16 protein-coding genes and 1 tRNA gene are annotated in these 16,180 nt (G+C 53.0%); 9 read left to right on the top strand and 8 right to left on the bottom strand.

Going from position 1 to position 16,180, the window contains the following annotated elements:
• Window position 1: 1 nt before the first annotated feature.
• Together tehB and ACOXYR_RS10810 are read left to right on the top strand one after the other, a co-directional pair.
• Window positions 2-598 (top strand): tellurite resistance methyltransferase TehB, encoded by a 597-nt coding sequence (gene tehB, locus ACOXYR_RS10815; RefSeq protein WP_421355141.1) that lies wholly within the window; start codon window positions 2-4, stop codon window positions 596-598.
• Window positions 599-795: 197 nt separating this feature from the next.
• Entirely contained in the window at window positions 796-1,464 is a 669-nt protein-coding gene (locus ACOXYR_RS10810) for a DUF3313 domain-containing protein (RefSeq protein ID WP_108474175.1), read from the top strand.
• A 33-nt stretch (window positions 1,465-1,497) separates the two neighbouring features.
• On the opposite strand, the gene ACOXYR_RS10805 is transcribed toward ACOXYR_RS10810, so the two are convergent.
• The gene (locus ACOXYR_RS10805; protein WP_407732728.1) at window positions 1,498-2,406 is read right to left on the bottom strand and encodes a DMT family transporter; all 909 of its coding nucleotides are present in this window, start codon (window positions 2,404-2,406) and stop codon (window positions 1,498-1,500) included.
• A gap of 182 nt (window positions 2,407-2,588) precedes the next feature.
• Between ACOXYR_RS10805 and ACOXYR_RS10800 the strand changes: the two genes are divergently transcribed.
• On the top strand, window positions 2,589-3,461 hold the full coding sequence (locus ACOXYR_RS10800) for a helix-turn-helix domain-containing protein (RefSeq protein ID WP_108474177.1): 873 nt from the start codon (window positions 2,589-2,591) through the stop codon (window positions 3,459-3,461).
• On the opposite strand, the gene ACOXYR_RS10795 is transcribed toward ACOXYR_RS10800, so the two are convergent.
• Complete coding sequence (locus ACOXYR_RS10795) at window positions 3,441-4,607, bottom strand: benzoate/H(+) symporter BenE family transporter (protein WP_421355140.1); 1,167 nt, start codon at window positions 4,605-4,607, stop codon at window positions 3,441-3,443. The two genes, ACOXYR_RS10800 and ACOXYR_RS10795, sit on opposite strands and share 21 nt — an antisense overlap.
• A 135-nt stretch (window positions 4,608-4,742) precedes the next feature.
• Here ACOXYR_RS10795 and ACOXYR_RS10790 point away from each other — a divergent pair, with 135 nt between their 5' ends.
• Window positions 4,743-5,324 (top strand): helix-turn-helix domain-containing protein, encoded by a 582-nt coding sequence (locus ACOXYR_RS10790; protein ID WP_421355139.1) that lies wholly within the window; start codon window positions 4,743-4,745, stop codon window positions 5,322-5,324.
• A gap of 189 nt (window positions 5,325-5,513) precedes the next feature.
• The gene (locus ACOXYR_RS10785; RefSeq protein WP_421355248.1) at window positions 5,514-7,472 is read left to right on the top strand and encodes a peptidase U32 family protein; all 1,959 of its coding nucleotides are present in this window, start codon (window positions 5,514-5,516) and stop codon (window positions 7,470-7,472) included.
• A gap of 47 nt (window positions 7,473-7,519) precedes the next feature.
• Here ACOXYR_RS10785 and ACOXYR_RS10780 read toward each other — a convergent pair whose 3' ends face one another.
• Genes ACOXYR_RS10780 through ACOXYR_RS10770 form a run of 3 tightly spaced genes read right to left on the bottom strand, consistent with a single transcriptional unit; the run spans window position 7,520 to window position 10,052 of the window.
• Window positions 7,520-7,645 carry a DUF2474 domain-containing protein gene (locus ACOXYR_RS10780; RefSeq protein ID WP_407732730.1) on the bottom strand — a complete coding sequence of 42 codons (126 nt, stop codon included), beginning with the start codon at window positions 7,643-7,645 and terminating at the stop codon, window positions 7,520-7,522.
• A complete protein-coding gene (cydB, locus tag ACOXYR_RS10775) occupies window positions 7,645-8,655 on the bottom strand; it encodes a cytochrome d ubiquinol oxidase subunit II (RefSeq protein WP_407732731.1) in 1,011 nt (336 codons plus the stop codon). Before cydB ends, ACOXYR_RS10780 begins: the two co-directional genes overlap by 1 nt.
• Entirely contained in the window at window positions 8,655-10,052 is a 1,398-nt protein-coding gene (locus ACOXYR_RS10770; protein WP_421355138.1) for a cytochrome ubiquinol oxidase subunit I, read from the bottom strand. Before ACOXYR_RS10770 ends, cydB begins: the two co-directional genes overlap by 1 nt.
• A 249-nt stretch (window positions 10,053-10,301) precedes the next feature.
• Between ACOXYR_RS10770 and ACOXYR_RS10765 the strand changes: the two genes are divergently transcribed.
• Window positions 10,302-10,377: transfer RNA gene (locus ACOXYR_RS10765), tRNA-Glu, on the top strand.
• A 9-nt stretch (window positions 10,378-10,386) separates the two neighbouring features.
• Here the strand turns inward: ACOXYR_RS10765 and rcnR are convergent.
• Window positions 10,387-10,659, bottom strand: a complete 273-nt coding sequence (gene rcnR / locus ACOXYR_RS10760) for a Ni(II)/Co(II)-binding transcriptional repressor RcnR (RefSeq protein WP_108474183.1) — start codon at window positions 10,657-10,659, stop codon at window positions 10,387-10,389.
• A gap of 121 nt (window positions 10,660-10,780) precedes the next feature.
• On the opposite strand from rcnR, the gene ACOXYR_RS10755 reads away from it, so the two are divergent.
• The gene (locus ACOXYR_RS10755; RefSeq protein WP_421355137.1) at window positions 10,781-11,656 is read left to right on the top strand and encodes a nickel/cobalt efflux protein RcnA; all 876 of its coding nucleotides are present in this window, start codon (window positions 10,781-10,783) and stop codon (window positions 11,654-11,656) included.
• 445 nt (window positions 11,657-12,101) lie between these two features.
• On the opposite strand, the gene ACOXYR_RS10750 is transcribed toward ACOXYR_RS10755, so the two are convergent.
• Window positions 12,102-12,299 (bottom strand): ECs_2282 family putative zinc-binding protein, encoded by a 198-nt coding sequence (locus ACOXYR_RS10750; RefSeq protein ID WP_350437117.1) that lies wholly within the window; start codon window positions 12,297-12,299, stop codon window positions 12,102-12,104.
• A gap of 328 nt (window positions 12,300-12,627) precedes the next feature.
• Between ACOXYR_RS10750 and ACOXYR_RS10745 the strand changes: the two genes are divergently transcribed.
• Both ACOXYR_RS10745 and patD read left to right on the top strand, forming a co-directional pair.
• Entirely contained in the window at window positions 12,628-14,040 is a 1,413-nt protein-coding gene (locus ACOXYR_RS10745) for an aminotransferase-like domain-containing protein (protein ID WP_421355136.1), read from the top strand.
• A 313-nt stretch (window positions 14,041-14,353) separates the two neighbouring features.
• Window positions 14,354-15,778 carry an aminobutyraldehyde dehydrogenase gene (gene patD / locus ACOXYR_RS10740; protein ID WP_108474187.1) on the top strand — a complete coding sequence of 475 codons (1,425 nt, stop codon included), beginning with the start codon at window positions 14,354-14,356 and terminating at the stop codon, window positions 15,776-15,778.
• Between the two features lie 52 nt (window positions 15,779-15,830).
• Here patD and ACOXYR_RS10735 read toward each other — a convergent pair whose 3' ends face one another.
• Window positions 15,831-16,091 carry a hypothetical protein gene (locus ACOXYR_RS10735; protein ID WP_421355135.1) on the bottom strand — a complete coding sequence of 87 codons (261 nt, stop codon included), beginning with the start codon at window positions 16,089-16,091 and terminating at the stop codon, window positions 15,831-15,833.
• Window positions 16,092-16,180: the final 89 nt, after the last annotated feature.

The raw sequence follows: 16,180 nt of genomic DNA, 5'->3' as shown, positions 1-16,180 counted from the left end.
AATGACGATTTGTGACGAAAACTACTTTAGCGAAAAATATGGCCTGACCCGCACGCATTCCGAGGTGCTGGAGGCGGCGAAAGTGATTAAGCCTGGCAAAACGTTGGATCTTGGCTGCGGTAACGGCCGTAACGCGCTCTACCTTGCGGCAAACGGTTTTGACGTGACCGCATGGGATAAGAATCCGGCAAGCATCACTAACCTGGAATCCATCCGTCGTGAAGAGGGGCTGGAGAATGTGCAACCGGCGATTAAAGATCTCAACGCACTGTGCTTTGAAGGGGAGTACGATTTTATTCTCTCTACCGTTGTGATGATGTTCCTGCAACCAGAAACGATTCCTGGCTTAATTGCGAATATGCAACGTTGCACTAAGCCTGGGGGATTTAACTTGATTGTCGCAGCGATGGATACGGATGATTATCCTTGTACCGTGGGGTTCCCTTTTGCCTTTAAACCTGATGAGCTGCGCCATTACTATGCAGGCTGGAACTTACTTAAATACAACGAGAATCCAGGTGAACTGCACCGAACTGATGCCAATGGTAATCGCATTAAGCTGCGTTTTGCCACGATGCTGGCGCAAAAAACGGTGTAAGCGCTAAAAATCGCACTCTTCTATTATTTATATTTTAAATTACCGGCTAAAAATTTCGCCGGTAATTTTTTTTGTTTGCCTGCTAACTAATTATTTTTTTTCTATAAATTGCGAGCGACAACCATTTTTGCAACAACACCTCAGGCATTCCTTTGCTATAACTCTTTTGAAATCGTACCTCCACCAGGATCAAACCTATGCGTGCTCATACGTTCTTTAAAGTTGCGGCTCTTGCCGGCGTTATTGCTTTGTCTGGTTGCGCGTCGAAAGTCGCGGAACCTACGCAGTATTCTGGCTTTTTAAAAGATTATTCGAATCTACAGGAAACCACCTCCGCAACGGGTAAACCGACCCTGCGTTGGGTGGATCCTAATTACAATCCGAAAAACTATGACAGTATTGTCTATAACCCGGTGACCTATTATCCGACGCCTAAACCCAGCACCCAGATTGGTCAAAAAGCGCTGGATGATATTCGTCAATACACCGATCAGCAGATTAAACAGGCTGTCTCACAGCATAAAAAAATTGTCGCGACGCCAGGCCCACATAGCCTGATTTTCCGTGGCGCGATCACAGCGGTAGACTCGACTAACGAAGGGCTTCAGTTCTATGAAGTGGTGCCTGTGGCGCTGGTGGTTGCTGGTACCCAAATGGCGACCGGGCACCGTACCATGGACACCCATCTCTTCTTCGAAGGGGAGTTAATCGACGCGGCAACCCATAAACCGGTGGTGAAAGTGGTGCGTAAAGGCGAAGGGAAAGATCTCAATAATGAGGATACCCCGATGACGCTGCAAACCCTGAAACAGACCATCGACGATATGGCGGTGGATGCCGTTAAATTCGACCCGGCAATGAAATAAAGACAAATTGGGTGGCGTAAGCCACCCGATTTTTTACGCTCGTTTCATTTTCAGGCGCGGCTTGATAAACCCGGCAGGAACCCGTGCAAACATCACCAGATTCCCGACTAATATCAGCACCAGTCCGATAATGGCGTTGGCATGCCACTGATAACCTTCGTAAATCGTTGAGAGCGTCAGCGCAACCAGCGGAAAGAGTAACGTGCTGTACGCCGCGTTGCTGGCGCCGATTCTCCCTACCAACGTGAAGTAAGCGCCAAAGGCAATCACCGAACCAAAAATGGCGAGGTAGAACAGCGCACCGAGGTAGCTGATAGTCCACTGTGGCGTAAAGTTATCGCCGCGCAGCAGGGCGAGTGCGCCGATAATTAGCGTACCGTAGAGCATCGCCCAGCTATTGGTGGTTAGCGTTTCCAGCCCGCGTCGCTGGTGGCGGATGCTGAGCATATTTCCCAGCGAGAAGCCGTATGTGCCAAGCGCGCTGAGCAGAATTCCCGGCAACATCGTGCTGCTCAGCCCTGATACCTGAAGATCGTCCCAGAACAAGGTGATAATCCCAACCAGCCCCAGCAGTGCGGCGAGGTAAAAGCGTCCCGGTGGCGTCTGGCGAAAAAAGAGAAAGCTGTTGATGGCGTTAAATAACACCGCCATCGAAAAAATCACCGATTCCAGCCCGGTGTTGATCCAGCTTGCGGCGGTATAAAAACACCAGAAGTTAAAGCCAAACACGCAGCATCCCTGCAAGACGCAAAACAGGTGGTCGCGTAAGGCAAGGCGACGCAAACGGTGTGTCAACAGCAGGATGGTCAACATGGTGACGCTGGCTATCGCAAAGCGCCAGAAGATAGACACGGTAGCTGGCACCGGGCCTTGTTGTAAAAAGATGGCGATCCACGTTGTGCCCCAGATGGCCACAACCAGTATGTAGAGCAGTGCGTTCATGTGCGTTCCTTGATGACCCTGAAAATGACAGTTTGACGCGGCGCGGTGGAGGGCGCTTGCAGCGCCTTGCCACTGACTTGCAAATTCTTGCGGATTTTTTGTGAGGAGAGTCGAACAACTCTGGCAATCATCGGCCTCGCTACATAGACTAGGTCTATGAATCATTGTGACACTGACCGCTCATGACACATTCCTACGCGACTCTGGAACGCCTGCAAAGTCAGAACGCCGTACTGCGTGATACGGTTGTGCTTAATTCAGGTATTCAGCTTGCGGCCTGGTACAACAATTGTGACACTGTCACCGTTGAGAGCGATCACCACACGCTTAGTCTTTACGTGGCGGATGGCTATGAAAGTTATCAGAAAACGCCGCATGGCTGGAAAAATGGCGGGGGGCCGGACCGCTTCTGCCTGATGCCTCAGGCGTGTGAATCCACGTGGGATATTCGCGGCGATCTCTCTTTTGTTCATCTCTATTGCACCGACCAACATCTTAAACGTATCGGTGAGCAGATCTGGGATCGCAGCCCTGCATCCATTCAGCTTGAAGAGAAATCCTTTGCGGATGATGCCAAAATTACCGCGCTCTATCGTCAGTTCCTGTTAAGCTGCGACTGGCAGCAACCTGCAAACCAACTGACGCTAAGCAGCGCCAGCACACTGCTGTTGACGCATCTTATCCAGAATTACGCCTCCGTTAAGTGGCGGTTGCCAGCGGTGACGGGCGGCCTTGCGCCGTCGGTGCTGCGCAATGTGCTGGCGTGGATTGACGCGAATCTGTCACAACCGTTGACGCTTGCAGAACTGGCCGCCCAGGCCGCGCTCAGCGAATACCATTTTGCGCGTATGTTTCGTCAGTCAACCGGCCTTGCACCGCACCAGTATGTGATGCAACGGCGGATGGATCACGCTCAACAACTGGTGCGTCACACCGCATTACCGCTTACCGACATCGCGCTGGCCTGCGGATTTAGCTCGGCCAGTCATTTTAGCAATCGCTTCAAACGCGTGCATGGGATTACGCCATCGCAACTACGCGCGGCGCACCTTTGATAACAATGCGTAACTCGCGCCACCGAGAATCAAACCCCAGAAAGCCGATCCGACACCCGCGAGTGTCAGGCCGCTGGCGGTCACCAGAAACGTGACCATTGCGGCGTCACGCTCATTGTCCTGCTGCAGCGCCTGATACAGGCTACCGCTTAGCGTTCCCAATAGCGCCAGCCCCGCCAGCATCTCAATCCAGGCGGTGGGAAGCGATGCCATCAATGCTGTTATCGACCCGCCAAACACCCCGGCAAACAGGTAAAACACGCCAGCCGCCGCAGCGGCGCGCCAGCGTTGTGCGGCTTGCGGATGGGCATCAGGGCTTTGGCAAATAGCGGCCGTAATGGCGGCGATGCAGATGGAATATACGCCAAACGGCGCGAACAGTAATGCCAGCGCGCCGGTAAAAATAATCAGCGGAGATGCGGGAATGCGGTAGCCCGATGCCTGTAATGTGGCAAATCCCGGCGCATTTTGCGAGGCCATGGTGACCAGGAAAAAAGGGATACCGACGCTTAACAGCAGCGCGGGAGTAAAATGTGGCGGGATGAATCCCGGGGCGACGAGAGTGAAAGAGAGCGTATTGCTCTGTACCTCGCCGCCCAGCCAGGCCGCCAGACTTCCTGCTATCAGCGCTGCTACTACTGCGTAACGTGGCGCGAAGACTTTACACAGAAGCCAGGCGAGCAGCATGCTGCCGCAGAGGAGAAGGTGATTTTGCAGGCTGGAAAACGCCTGTAACCCGAAGCGCAGTAAGATCCCCGCCAGCATCGCCGCCGCCAGCGAATGGGGAACCCATTTCATCAACCGGGCAAATAACCCGGTTATGCCGCATAAGACAATCAGTGCGTTTGCGAAGATAAAAATTCCCACGGCCTCGTTAAGCGTTGCACCCTGTAAACCGCCCACCAGCAGCGCCGCGCCTGGCGTTGACCAGGCCGTTAAAATGGGCGCTTTTTTCCACAGCGTCAACGCCAGCGTGCTGATCCCCATCATGAGACCCAGAGCGGTCATCCATCCCGCAATTTGCGTGGCGTTTGCCCCCGCAGCGGCAGCAGCCTGCCAGATGATCGCGGCTGAGCTGGCGTAGCCCACCAGTACGGCGACAAAACCTGCCAACAGCGTTGGAAAGGGGCAAAAACGAGTGAACATACTGACCTCTTGTGCGTTATAACGTCCAGTGAAACTGTAGCATTGAGCGTTATAGCGCACAAGTAGTGATGTTTAACACAGGCTGGGCAGTAAACCTTTGATATAATGAAGCCGTTTCCGCACGGGAGAAGAGATATGAATATTGCACAACATCTTTCAGCCACGCTGAGATCGCTGCGCCAGCAGCGTGAATGGAGTCTGTCGCGGCTCGCGGAAGAGACGGGCGTGTCTAAAGCGATGCTGGGGCAAATCGAACGTAATGAATCCAGCCCGACGGTGGCGACGTTGTGGAAAATCGCTACCGGGTTGAATGTGCCGTTTTCGGTTTTTATCACGCCGCCGCAGGCTGATGCACCCGGGGCATTTGATCCACAACAGCAGGCCATGGTTGTCACACCGATTTTTCCGTGGGATCCGGTATTGTGCTTCGACCACTTTTCCATCGTGCTGTCGCCTGGTGCGTTAAGCGAATCGACGCCGCATGAAAAGGGCGTCATTGAGCACGTCGTTGCCATCAGCGGTACGCTGGATATGTATGTGTCGGGCGAGTGGTGCAGCCTGTCACCGGGAGAAGGGTTACGCTTTGCGGGTGACGAAGCCCATGCTTATCGCAACAGTAGCGACCAGCCGGTGCATTTTCATTCGTTGATTCACTACCCAAAAGAAAAAACCGCAAGCGAGCTTGCGGTGCGTCATAGAGACAGTAATCATCAATAACGTGACGAGGAAATCCGGAATACGCACTCACTGTAATCGCCCCGGCGTGCGCGCGGAAATAGTTAATTCTTCAATACTTTGCCGGAAAAGAGAAATTGACCGCGCAGACGTGGTGGAAAAGTGTTTGGTCTGCGCCAGGATCTGACTACAATAGCCGCCATTTTGACCCCAACGGATAACAACGACAGTATGCGCCTGCAAAACCATCATCTTGAATTACTCAGCCCGGCCAGAGATACAGCGATTGCCCGCGAAGCCATTCTTCACGGTGCGGACGCGGTTTATATCGGTGGCCCAGGCTTTGGTGCTCGCCATAATGCCAGCAACAGTCTGAGTGATATTGCCGAACTGGTGCCTTTCGCCCATCGCTACGGCGCGAAGATTTTTATCACCCTTAATACCATTCTTCATGATGATGAGCTGGAACCGGCGCAGAAGCTGATTACCGATCTCTACGAGACCGGCGTGGATGCGTTGATTGTGCAGGATATGGGCATACTTCAACTGGATATCCCGCCCATTGAGCTGCACGCCAGTACGCAGTGCGATATCCGCAGCGTTGAGAAAGCAAAATTCCTTTCTGATGTGGGCTTCAGTCAGATCGTGCTGGCGCGTGAGCTGAATCTGCAACAGATTCAGGCAATCCATGAAAACACCGATGCGACCATCGAATTCTTTATTCATGGCGCGTTGTGTGTGGCCTATTCCGGCCAGTGCAATATTTCCCATGCCCAGACCGGGCGTAGCGCTAACCGTGGCGATTGCTCGCAGGCCTGCCGTCTGCCGTATACCCTGAAGGACGATCAGGGGCGCGTGGTGGCGTTCGAAAAACATTTGCTGTCGATGAAAGATAACGATCAAACCGCCAACCTCGGCGCATTGATTGATGCGGGTGTCCGCTCCTTCAAAATTGAAGGGCGATACAAAGACATGAGCTATGTGAAAAATATCACCGCTCATTACCGCCAGATGCTCGATGCGATTATTGAAGTACGCGGCGACCTGGCGCGTGCTTCGGCGGGGCGTACGGAGCATTTCTTTATTCCCTCTACCGACAAAACGTTCCATCGTGGCAGCACCGACTATTTTGTTAACGCGCGTAAAGGTGATATCGGTGCCTTTGACTCGCCGAAGTTTGTTGGTTTACCGGTCGGTGAAGTGCTGAAAGTCAGCAAAGATCACCTGGATGTGGAAGTGACCGAACCGTTAGCCAATGGCGATGGCCTGAACGTGCTGATTAAACGCGAAGTGGTGGGCTTCCGTGCGAATACGGTCGAGAAAACCGGTGAAAACCGCTATCGCGTTTGGCCAAACGAAATGCCTGCCGATCTGCATAAAGTACGCCCGAATCATGTCCTGAACCGTAACCTTGACCATAACTGGCAGCAGGCGTTGCTGAAAACCTCCAGTGAACGACGCATCGGTGTGGATGTTGAACTGTCGGGTTGGCAGGAACAATTAGTGTTAACCATGACCAGCGAAGATGGCATCAGCGTCACCCATACGCTGGATGGCGAATTCGCCCCGGCCAACAATGCGGAGAAAGCCCTGAGCCAGTTGCAGGATGGCATCGCAAAGCTGGGTCAGACCTGTTATTACCCGCGCCGTGCCGACGTACTGTTAGCGGAAGCGTTGTTTGTGCCGAACAGCATGCTGAACCAACTGCGTCGTGAAACCGTAGATATGCTGGAAACGGCGCGCCTGGCGGCGTATCAACGTGGCAGCCGTAAACCGGTTAGTACACCTGCGCCGGTGTATCCGGAAACGCATCTTAGCTTCCTGGCAAACGTCTACAACCATAAAGCGCGCGAGTTCTATCAGACCTTTGGCGTGAAGCTTATTGATGCGGCGTTTGAAGCGCATGAAGAGAAGGGCGATGTGCCGGTGATGATCACCAAACACTGTCTGCGCTTTGCCTTTAATCTGTGCCCGAAACAGGCGAAAGGATCGATTAAGAGCTGGCGTGCCACACCGATGCAGCTCGTTCATGGTGATGAGGTACTGACGCTGAAGTTTGATTGTCGCCCGTGCGAGATGCATGTAGTTGGCAAAATCAAGAATCACATCCTGAAGATGCCGCTGCCGGGAAGCGTGGTCGGGTCGGTTAGCCCGGATGAACTGCTGAAGACGCTGCCTAAGCGCAAGTAAAATCTACCCCCTCTCCCTTCGGGAGAGGGGGTAGATAATGCCTATCGTCAGGATCTAAATCCGGCGGCGGTCATCATTAACCGAAATAAATATCCCACCACCGCCAGCGTTAATACGCTGCCGCCCCAGAGTGCGACCAGCCAGAACAGCCGCTGGAACCATGATTTTTGCATCAGTGATACCCCTCGCCATGTTGGACTTTTCCGCGGAAGACGTAGTAGCTCCAGAAGGTGTAAACCAGAATAATGGGAATAATCAGCAGGGCGCCAATCAGCATAAAGCCCTGGCTTTGTGTCGGTGCTGCCGCCTGCCACAGGGTGATATCAGGCGGAATAATATGTGGCCAGATGCTGATCCCCAGTCCACTAAAACCGAGGAAAATCAGTATCAACGTCAACACAAATGGCTGAGCATGGCATTGCGGGCGGGCAAGCGTGCGCCAGATTACCAGGCTTACGGCCATCACCAGCACGGGAACCGGTAACAGGAACCACAGATTAGGTAGCGTAAACCAGCGTTGCGCAATGGCCGGATGCGCCAGCGGCGTCCACGCACTAATCACTGCAATCACCGCCAACAGCGCCAGTAATAATCCACGAGCGTGGCGGCGCATGATTCGCTGCAAGGGATCTTCACTTTTCATCACCAACCATGTCGCGCCCAGCAGGGCGTAGGCGATGACCAGGCCCAATCCGCAGAACAGTGTGAACGGCGTCAGCCAGTCGAACGGACCACCGGCAAAAGTGCGTTCGACCACCGGGAAACCGTTCAATACCGCGCCGACAACCACGCCCTGGCTGAATGTCGCCAGAATTGAGCCGCCAAGAAAGGCTTTATCCCAGAAAGGGCGATGTGATGGCGTTGCGTTAAAGCGAAATTCAAACGCCACGCCGCGGAAAATCAGGCCGATCAGCATTAATGATAACGGGATTGTCAGCGCATCGATGATCACCGCATAGGCCAGCGGAAACGCGCCAAACAGTGCCGCGCCGCCCAGTACCAGCCAGGTTTCGTTGCCGTCCCACACCGGGGCGACGCTGTTTACCATTACGTCACGGTCGGCGGCATTGCGGGTGAAGGGAAACAGGATGCCGATCCCCAAATCAAAGCCGTCCATCACGATATACATCAGGGTGGCGAAAACGATAATAACAAACCAGATGATAGAGAGGTCGACGCCCATCAGTGTTGCTCCTGTGAATGCGAGGGGGTGATAGCGGCGGAAAGCGGACGCGCGGGCGTACCGTCAGCGGGTGGGGTGAAATCCTGCGGCCCTTTGCGGATCAGACGCACCATGTAGCTGTATCCGACACCGAAGACCGAGCTGTACACTACAAAAAAGGCCAGCAGACTGATGCTCATATGTAAATCGCCGTGTGCGGAAACCGCATCTGCTGTGCGTTGTAAGCCATACACAACCCATGGCTGGCGTCCCACTTCAGTGGTGATCCATCCGGCAAGAATGGCGATCAGGCCAGATGGCCCCATCAGCAATGCAAACCATAAGAAGGGGCGCGAAGCATAGAGACGCTGTTTTTTGCGCAGCCACAACGCGGCCACGCCCAACAGCAGCATCAGCATGCCAAGACCGGCCATAATGCGAAATGACCAGAAGACGAGGGTGGCATTCGGGCGATCCTCTTTGGCAAACTCTTTCAGCGCTGGAACTTGCTTATCGAGGCTGTGGGTGAGGATCAGGCTTCCCAGCGCGGGGATCTCCAGTCCGTAGCGGGTGCGCTCCTGCTCCATATCGGGCCAGCCAAACAGCAGCAGCGGCGTTGGCTCCCCCGGAGGATTTTCCCAATGACCCTCGATAGCGGCGATTTTTGCTGGTTGGTGTTTTAGCGTATTCAGACCGTGCATATCCCCAATCATGGCCTGAATGGGCGCGACGATAAGCGTCATCCACAGGGCCATCGAAAACATGGTGCGGATAGCGGGTGTGTTATTACCGCGCAGCAGATGGCAGGCCGCAGATGCGCCGACAAACAGGGCGCTGCTCAGGAAAGCCGCCACCGTCATATGTAACAGGCGATACGGGAATGAAGGGTTGAAGACCACCGCAAACCAGTCGACCGGTACGACCTGACCGTTAACGATCTCAAAGCCCTGAGGTGTTTGCATCCAACTGTTTGACGCAAGGATCCAGAATGTCGAGATGAGCGTTCCCAGCGCCACCATGCAGGTCGCGAAGAAGTGCAATCCTGGCCCGACTTTGTTCCAGCCAAAGAGCATCACGCCGAGGAAGCCCGCTTCGAGGAAAAAGGCGGTCAACACCTCATAGGTAAGCAGCGGGCCAGTAATACTACCAGCAAATTGCGAAAACCCGCTCCAGTTGGTGCCAAACTGATAGGCCATTACCAACCCGGAAACGACGCCCATCCCAAAGTTAACGGCAAAAATCTTCGACCAGAAATGGTAGAGCGAGCGCCAGACCGGCTGACGCGTTTTGAGCCACAATCCTTCGAGTACCGCCAGATAGCTGGCAAGCCCGATGGTGATGGCGGGAAAGATAATGTGAAAGGAGACGGTGAAGGCGAACTGTATTCGCGCCAGGTGAAACGCATCAAGACCAAACATGCAAAACTCCGCATCAATTTTTGTTCAGTCAAATTGTAAGGTGCGTAACAATCTGGTGACATGTACAGCAAAGCGATGTTTTTAGATAACAGTTGTGTTAACTGTTATACATTCGCAGGAGGATGCTCGTGCGAATGAGTGAGCGAAATGTCAGGAAAGTTAAGCTTTTTCGCTTCTGAATTTTTGTTTAACTTTCATTGAGGTAGAGGGGATTACTCTGCCGCTCGTTGTTCAGCATGACGCTACAAACCGCCATTAGCTCAACGGGAAGAGCAGACGATTTTCGATTGGAAGGGACGGGGTTCGAGGCCTCGATGGCGGTCCACTTTCTGGGTTACTTGATATAGGAATCCAGCACCTTCAATACAACGTCAAGATCTTCTTCACGCTTCAATTCTTCACCCTGATGAACGATATGTTCCGTCAGATGGCCTTTAATCACTTCGCGCATTAATCCGTTCACCGCACCACGTATCGCTGCGATTTGTTGTAGCACGGCGGCGCATTCATGAGGCTCGTCGAGCATTTTTTTGAGCGCCACGACCTGGCCCTGAATCTTGCTGGCACGGGCTTTCAGCTTCTGTTTATCTCGAATAGTATGCGACATGCTGATATCTCTCTTACCTAAAATCGATGCTGATTATAGCATTAGCATTCTACTGGGGGGTAGTATTCTGTACTGGGGGGGAGTAGAATTCGATGCCTCTCTCTAACCAATAATTACGCTTATGAACGAATTCACAACACTTCTTCAGCAAGGAAATGCCTGGTTTTTCATTCCGAGTGCCATTTTACTCGGTGCCCTCCATGGGCTGGAACCGGGACACTCGAAAACAATGATGGCGGCTTTTATTATCGCCATTAAAGGCACCGTAAGGCAGGCCGCCATGTTGGGGCTGGCGGCGACGTTATCTCATACCCTGGTGGTCTGGTTGATTGCTTTCGGCGGAATGTATATCAGCAATAAATTCACTGCCGAGTCGGCGGAACCCTGGCTGCAACTGGTGTCGGCCCTCATTATTCTGTCGACGGCATTCTGGATGTTCTGGCGAACCTGGCGCGGTGAGAAAAACTGGTTTGCGCAAATGCAGGAAGAGGGGCACCATGCCCACGACCACGACCACGACCACGACCACGACCACGACCACGACCACGACCACGACCACGACCACGACCACCACGCGCATACTGAGTTTACCGGGCTGGATGTGAACTCCCGGGAGTATCAGGATGCTCATGCTCTGGCGCATGCCTCGGATATTAAGCGTCGCTTCAGCGGTAAAGCGGTCACAAACTGGCAAATTCTGCTGTTCGGCCTGACGGGCGGGCTGATTCCGTGCCCTGCTGCCATCACCGTGCTGCTTATTTGCATTCAGCTTAAGGCGGTAACGCTTGGGGCAACTCTGGTGCTCTGCTTCAGTATCGGGCTGGCGTTGACGCTGGTCACCGTGGGCGTAGGGGCGGCGGTAAGCGTTCGACAGGTTGCCAAACGCTGGCAAGGGTTTGATATCCTGGCCCGCCGTGCGCCTTATTTCTCCAGCGCATTGATTGGTGCGGTTGGCGTCTATATGGCGATCCACGGCTATCTCGGCGTGATGAATTAACATCATTGCAGCATTGCGACGTCACAGGGAATGAGCGGATGCGGATTTACTTAACATTTTGCAATCTTTTTCCTGTGACGCGTCGCGCGAATACCAGAATTAGCAGTTTTGTTTTTACTGAATCCTGTCATATAATTTGCGCCGGTTAACCGACGCCTCATTTTCTTCGTCGGCTAATAAAACCCTTTTGATGATTACACATGTTCTTTTGCTGTTTTTTCAACCGTGTGTCGTGGGCAGTAAGAGTAGAAAGAAGTCTGGCTGATATGATCGTAGAATATACATCCTTAATGCACCTAATGATCGCCGCAGGTCAGGGCGTTTTTTTAGGTTTTATTAGCTTCATGTGCGTACTGCTTATGTTATTGAGCCGCAGTAAGAAATCCGCCCCCTCTTTATTCCGTGGGCCAATAAAGAAAAGACATACCTACTGGCGCTAAGTACTTCATTCGTGGCAGTGCAGGGCATCACGCAGCAGGTCTGCGGCGGCTTTGCGCGCCTGGTTGATGACATCTTCCGGTGTGTACGCGCGGCCACAATGTTGGCAACTACAGTTGTTTATCTCTTCTGGCGAGTAAATGACGGTGCCCGGTTTAAATATAGGTTCTTCGCACTCCGGGCATAAATAGATGTGATCCTGCATAACGCTCCTTAACGCCATATTTCCGTCCTCTATAATTCATAACGCATCAGCAGATCTTTTCCAGCCGGGATTTCATTCTTTGCTGATTCTTAATCCTTTTTACAAATTCGTACGCTTTACCACACTGTGATTGTTACTGGGGTAATTAGCCATTTCCCTTGCCAGCGAGCAGCCGAATACCTTCATAATTATTGTTTGATGTGTTTATGTCTAATACACGCTTCAGAAAAAACGCACTTTCGGACTATTCATAACAGTTACGTGAAAATGAAGTTTTTGTAAAACTGTTATAAGATGCAGGTTACTCAATCGTAAATCGGACAAAACGATGAAAAAGTACCAGCAACTTGCGCAACAGATGACGGATCAGATTGAAAACGGCGTCTGGCAACCCGGCGACAAACTGCCGTCGCTGCGCGAGCAGGTGGTGAACAGCGGCATGAGTTTTATGACCGTGAGCCATGCTTATCAGTTGCTGGAAAGCCAGGGGCGAATCATCGCCCGCCCGCAGTCTGGCTATTATGTTGCGCCACGTGCAGTGGTACTGCGCCCCAGCCGCGCGCCAGTGCAGGTTATGCGTGATGAAGCCGTTGATATCAACACCTATATCTTTGAGGTGTTGCAGGCCAGCCGCGATGCCTCTGTGCTGCCGTTTGCCTCGGCGTTTCCTGACCCGCGTCTGTTTCCCCTGCCGCAACTGAACCGTTCGTTGGCACAGGTGAGTAAAACCGCGACGGCGATGAGCGTGATTGAAAACCTGCCGCCGGGTAATGATGATCTGCGCCACGCGATTGCCCGACGCTACGCCTTGCAGGGGATGACGATTTCCCCCGATGAGATAGTGATCACCGCAGGCGCCCTCGAAGCGCTGAATCTGAGTTTGCAGGCAGTAACCGAGCCGGGAGATTGGGTGATTGTTGAGAACCCCTGTTTTTACGGCGCGTTGCAGGCGCTGGAACGGTTGAAACTGAAAGCGTTGTCGGTGGCGACGGATGTCAAAGAGGGTATCGATCTCGATGCGCTGGCACAGGCGCTCCAGAATTATCCGGTGAAAGCCTGCTGGTTGATGACCAATAGTCAGAATCCCCTGGGCTTCACGCTCTTGCCGGAAAAGAAAGCGCGGCTGGTGGCGTTGCTGACGGCGCATAATGTGACGCTGATAGAAGATGACGTGTATAGCGAGCTTTACTTTGGCCGCGATAAACCTCTTCCGGCGAAAGCATGGGACCGCCATGATATGACGCTGCACTGTAGCTCTTTTTCCAAGTGCCTGGTGCCGGGGTTTCGTATTGGCTGGGTGGCGGCTGGCAAGCATGCTCGCCGCATTCAGCATTTACAGTTAATGAGCACGCTCTCAACCAGTTCGCCGATGCAAATGGCGTTGGTGGATTATCTTGCCACCAAACGTTACGACGCCCACTTGCGGCGTCTGCGTCGACAACTGGCTGAACGTAAGCAAATGGCATGGCAGGCGTTGCTGCGCCATCTGCCGCCGGAAGTCAAAATTCACCATAACGACAGCGGTTATTTCTTATGGCTGGAATTGCCCGCCGGGATTGATGCGGGCGTGCTCAGCGCGATGGCGCTTGAACATCATATCAGCATTGCACCGGGCAAAATGTTTTCCACGACTGATAACTGGGCTTCCTTTTTCCGTTTCAATACCGCGTGGGGCTGGGGGGAGCGGGAAGACCGCGCAGTGGAAATACTCGGTAAACTCATTCGCCAGCTTCTGAATTAACTTTCGCTATGATCGGACAATGACCGTGGGTTATTTTCTTTCGCCGCGGTCATAGGAAATTTGCATAGCCGCACTACGCCCTAACTCCTTGTCTATAATCCATATTCTGAGCAGGTCATCCTTTCGTATACGCGGAATGCGTACTTTGTCACAACCTGCACAAATTTCTTCGTGCGCCCGCGAGGCCTTGAGTTACGCCATCTACTTTTAGTGAAGGAGATATTTTTACGGTACAGCTGCTGCTCTATTTCATTATCAAGACCTTCACGGCAGGCCAGCGGTGGTAAATAACTCAATCAGACAGGATATAGCGATGCAACATAACTTATTGATTAATGGTGAGCTGGTCGCGGGTGAAGGTGAGATGCAGCCCGTGTACAACCCGGCAACGGGCGCGGTATTGCTGGAGATAGCCGAAGCGTCTCCTCAGCAGGTAAACGCGGCCGTGGAGGCGGCTGACCGCGCCTTTGTTGAGTGGGGGCAGACCACGCCTAAGCACCGTGCAGAATGCCTGTTAACGCTGGCGGACACCATCGAGTCACATGCTCTAACGCTTGCTAAACTGGAGTCGTTAAACTGCGGTAAACCGTTACATTGCGTGCTTAATGATGAAATCCCGGCCATTGTTGATGTCTTTCGCTTCTTTGCCGGCGCGGCACGTTGTCTCAACGGCCTTGCGGCGGGTGAATATCTGGAAGGGCATACATCGATGATCCGTCGCGATCCGGTTGGCGTGGTCGCCTCTATCGCCCCGTGGAACTATCCGCTGATGATGGCGGCCTGGAAACTGGCTCCGGCGCTTGCGGCGGGCAACTGCGTGGTGATAAAACCGTCTGAAATCACACCGCTGACCGCGCTGGCGTTAGCCGAACTGGCGAAGGATATCTTTCCTGCTGGCGTATTGAACGTGCTGTTTGGGCGAGGCAAAACCGTCGGCGACCCGCTCACCGGACATAATAAAGTTCGCATGGTGTCGCTAACCGGTTCGATAGCCACCGGGGAGCACATCATCGCGCATACCGCATCCTCGATAAAACGGACACATATGGAGCTGGGCGGTAAAGCGCCGGTGATTGTTTTTGATGATGCGGATATTGATGCCGTAGTTGAAGGCGTGCGCACTTTTGGTTTTTACAATGCCGGGCAGGATTGTACCGCCGCCTGTCGCATTTATGCGCAGAAAGGGGTGTATGAGCGGTTGGTCGAAAAACTCGGTTCGGCGGTGGCTAGCCTGAAAATTGGCGATCCGAATGATGAGGGGACTGAACTGGGGCCGCTGAGTTCGCTTGCCCATCTTGAGCGTGTTAGCGCGGCGGTAGAGAAAGCGAAAGCGCTACCGCATGTTAAGGTGATCACCGGCGGTCAAAAGGCCGAAAGTAAAGGATATTACTACCTGCCAACCCTGCTGGCAGGCGCGCGGCAGCAGGACGACATCGTCCAGCGCGAAGTATTTGGCCCGGTGGTGAGCGTGACCGAATTTGATGATGAAGCGCAGGTGCTGGCGTGGGCAAACGACTCACAGTACGGGCTGGCCTCTTCCGTGTGGACCCGTGATGTCGGTCGCGCGCATCGCGTCAGCGCGCGGTTGCAATATGGCTGCACATGGGTCAATACCCACTTTATGCTGGTCAGTGAAATGCCGCACGGTGGACAGAAACTGTCGGGATACGGTAAAGATATGTCGCTGTACGGGCTGGAAGATTATACGGTCGTGCGGCATGTAATGGTGAAGCATTGAGGGAAGGGAAGTGGCTGATTTTACTCAGCCACTTGCTTTATCACCATTTGAATCATTGTGTTTTACCAATCAGATCCAACACTTTTTGCGTGAGTTTTTCCTCATAACCATCCTGCTCAGGGTGGTTAAACTTAACCAAAGGTGCCGAACTTTTTTCTTCCTCATACAGCGTTGTCACGTAGCCTGGATCGCCGTTCATCTTATTAATGACACTCGTTAAGACGGTGATAGCAATTCTGGAGGCCTGAAGATCAAGTCTTAGATCAGCAATCGTTTTCTCAATGGTTTCAACGCGTTCATTTAATTCAGTCATTTTATCTCCTGGTCATCAGGAAGGGCTTAACTCTAAATATTCAGTGTAGAATAATATGAGCATGTTAGCGGCGCGCGTGCGCCGGAAAA

Source organism: Pseudocitrobacter faecalis, from assembly GCF_965231525.1.
In the GTDB taxonomy this organism is placed as follows: domain Bacteria; phylum Pseudomonadota; class Gammaproteobacteria; order Enterobacterales; family Enterobacteriaceae; genus Pseudocitrobacter; species Pseudocitrobacter faecalis.
Note: the sequence above shows the minus strand (reverse complement) of the source record. Positions and strands in the feature narration are given on the sequence as shown.

Excerpts from the sequence above, each read along its gene's own strand:
- tehB (WP_421355141.1), top strand. The coding sequence starts at position 2 with ATGACGATTTGTGACGAAAACTACTTTAGCGAAAAATATGGCCTGACC.
- ACOXYR_RS10805 (WP_407732728.1), bottom strand. The coding sequence starts at position 2,406 with ATGAACGCACTGCTCTACATACTGGTTGTGGCCATCTGGGGCACAACG.
- ACOXYR_RS10750 (WP_350437117.1), bottom strand. The coding sequence starts at position 12,299 with ATGCAGGATCACATCTATTTATGCCCGGAGTGCGAAGAACCTATATTT.
- ACOXYR_RS10785 (WP_421355248.1), top strand. The coding sequence starts at position 5,514 with ATGCGCCTGCAAAACCATCATCTTGAATTACTCAGCCCGGCCAGAGAT.
- ACOXYR_RS10745 (WP_421355136.1), top strand. The coding sequence starts at position 12,628 with ATGAAAAAGTACCAGCAACTTGCGCAACAGATGACGGATCAGATTGAA.
- ACOXYR_RS10755 (WP_421355137.1), top strand. The coding sequence starts at position 10,781 with ATGAACGAATTCACAACACTTCTTCAGCAAGGAAATGCCTGGTTTTTC.
- ACOXYR_RS10790 (WP_421355139.1), top strand. The coding sequence starts at position 4,743 with ATGAATATTGCACAACATCTTTCAGCCACGCTGAGATCGCTGCGCCAG.
- ACOXYR_RS10770 (WP_421355138.1), bottom strand. The coding sequence starts at position 10,052 with ATGTTTGGTCTTGATGCGTTTCACCTGGCGCGAATACAGTTCGCCTTC.
- cydB (WP_407732731.1), bottom strand. The coding sequence starts at position 8,655 with ATGGGCGTCGACCTCTCTATCATCTGGTTTGTTATTATCGTTTTCGCC.
- ACOXYR_RS10780 (WP_407732730.1), bottom strand. The coding sequence starts at position 7,645 with ATGCAAAAATCATGGTTCCAGCGGCTGTTCTGGCTGGTCGCACTCTGG.
- ACOXYR_RS10810 (WP_108474175.1), top strand. The coding sequence starts at position 796 with ATGCGTGCTCATACGTTCTTTAAAGTTGCGGCTCTTGCCGGCGTTATT.
- rcnR (WP_108474183.1), bottom strand. The coding sequence starts at position 10,659 with ATGTCGCATACTATTCGAGATAAACAGAAGCTGAAAGCCCGTGCCAGC.
- ACOXYR_RS10735 (WP_421355135.1), bottom strand. The coding sequence starts at position 16,091 with ATGACTGAATTAAATGAACGCGTTGAAACCATTGAGAAAACGATTGCT.
- patD (WP_108474187.1), top strand. The coding sequence starts at position 14,354 with ATGCAACATAACTTATTGATTAATGGTGAGCTGGTCGCGGGTGAAGGT.
- ACOXYR_RS10795 (WP_421355140.1), bottom strand. The coding sequence starts at position 4,607 with ATGTTCACTCGTTTTTGCCCCTTTCCAACGCTGTTGGCAGGTTTTGTC.
- ACOXYR_RS10800 (WP_108474177.1), top strand. The coding sequence starts at position 2,589 with ATGACACATTCCTACGCGACTCTGGAACGCCTGCAAAGTCAGAACGCC.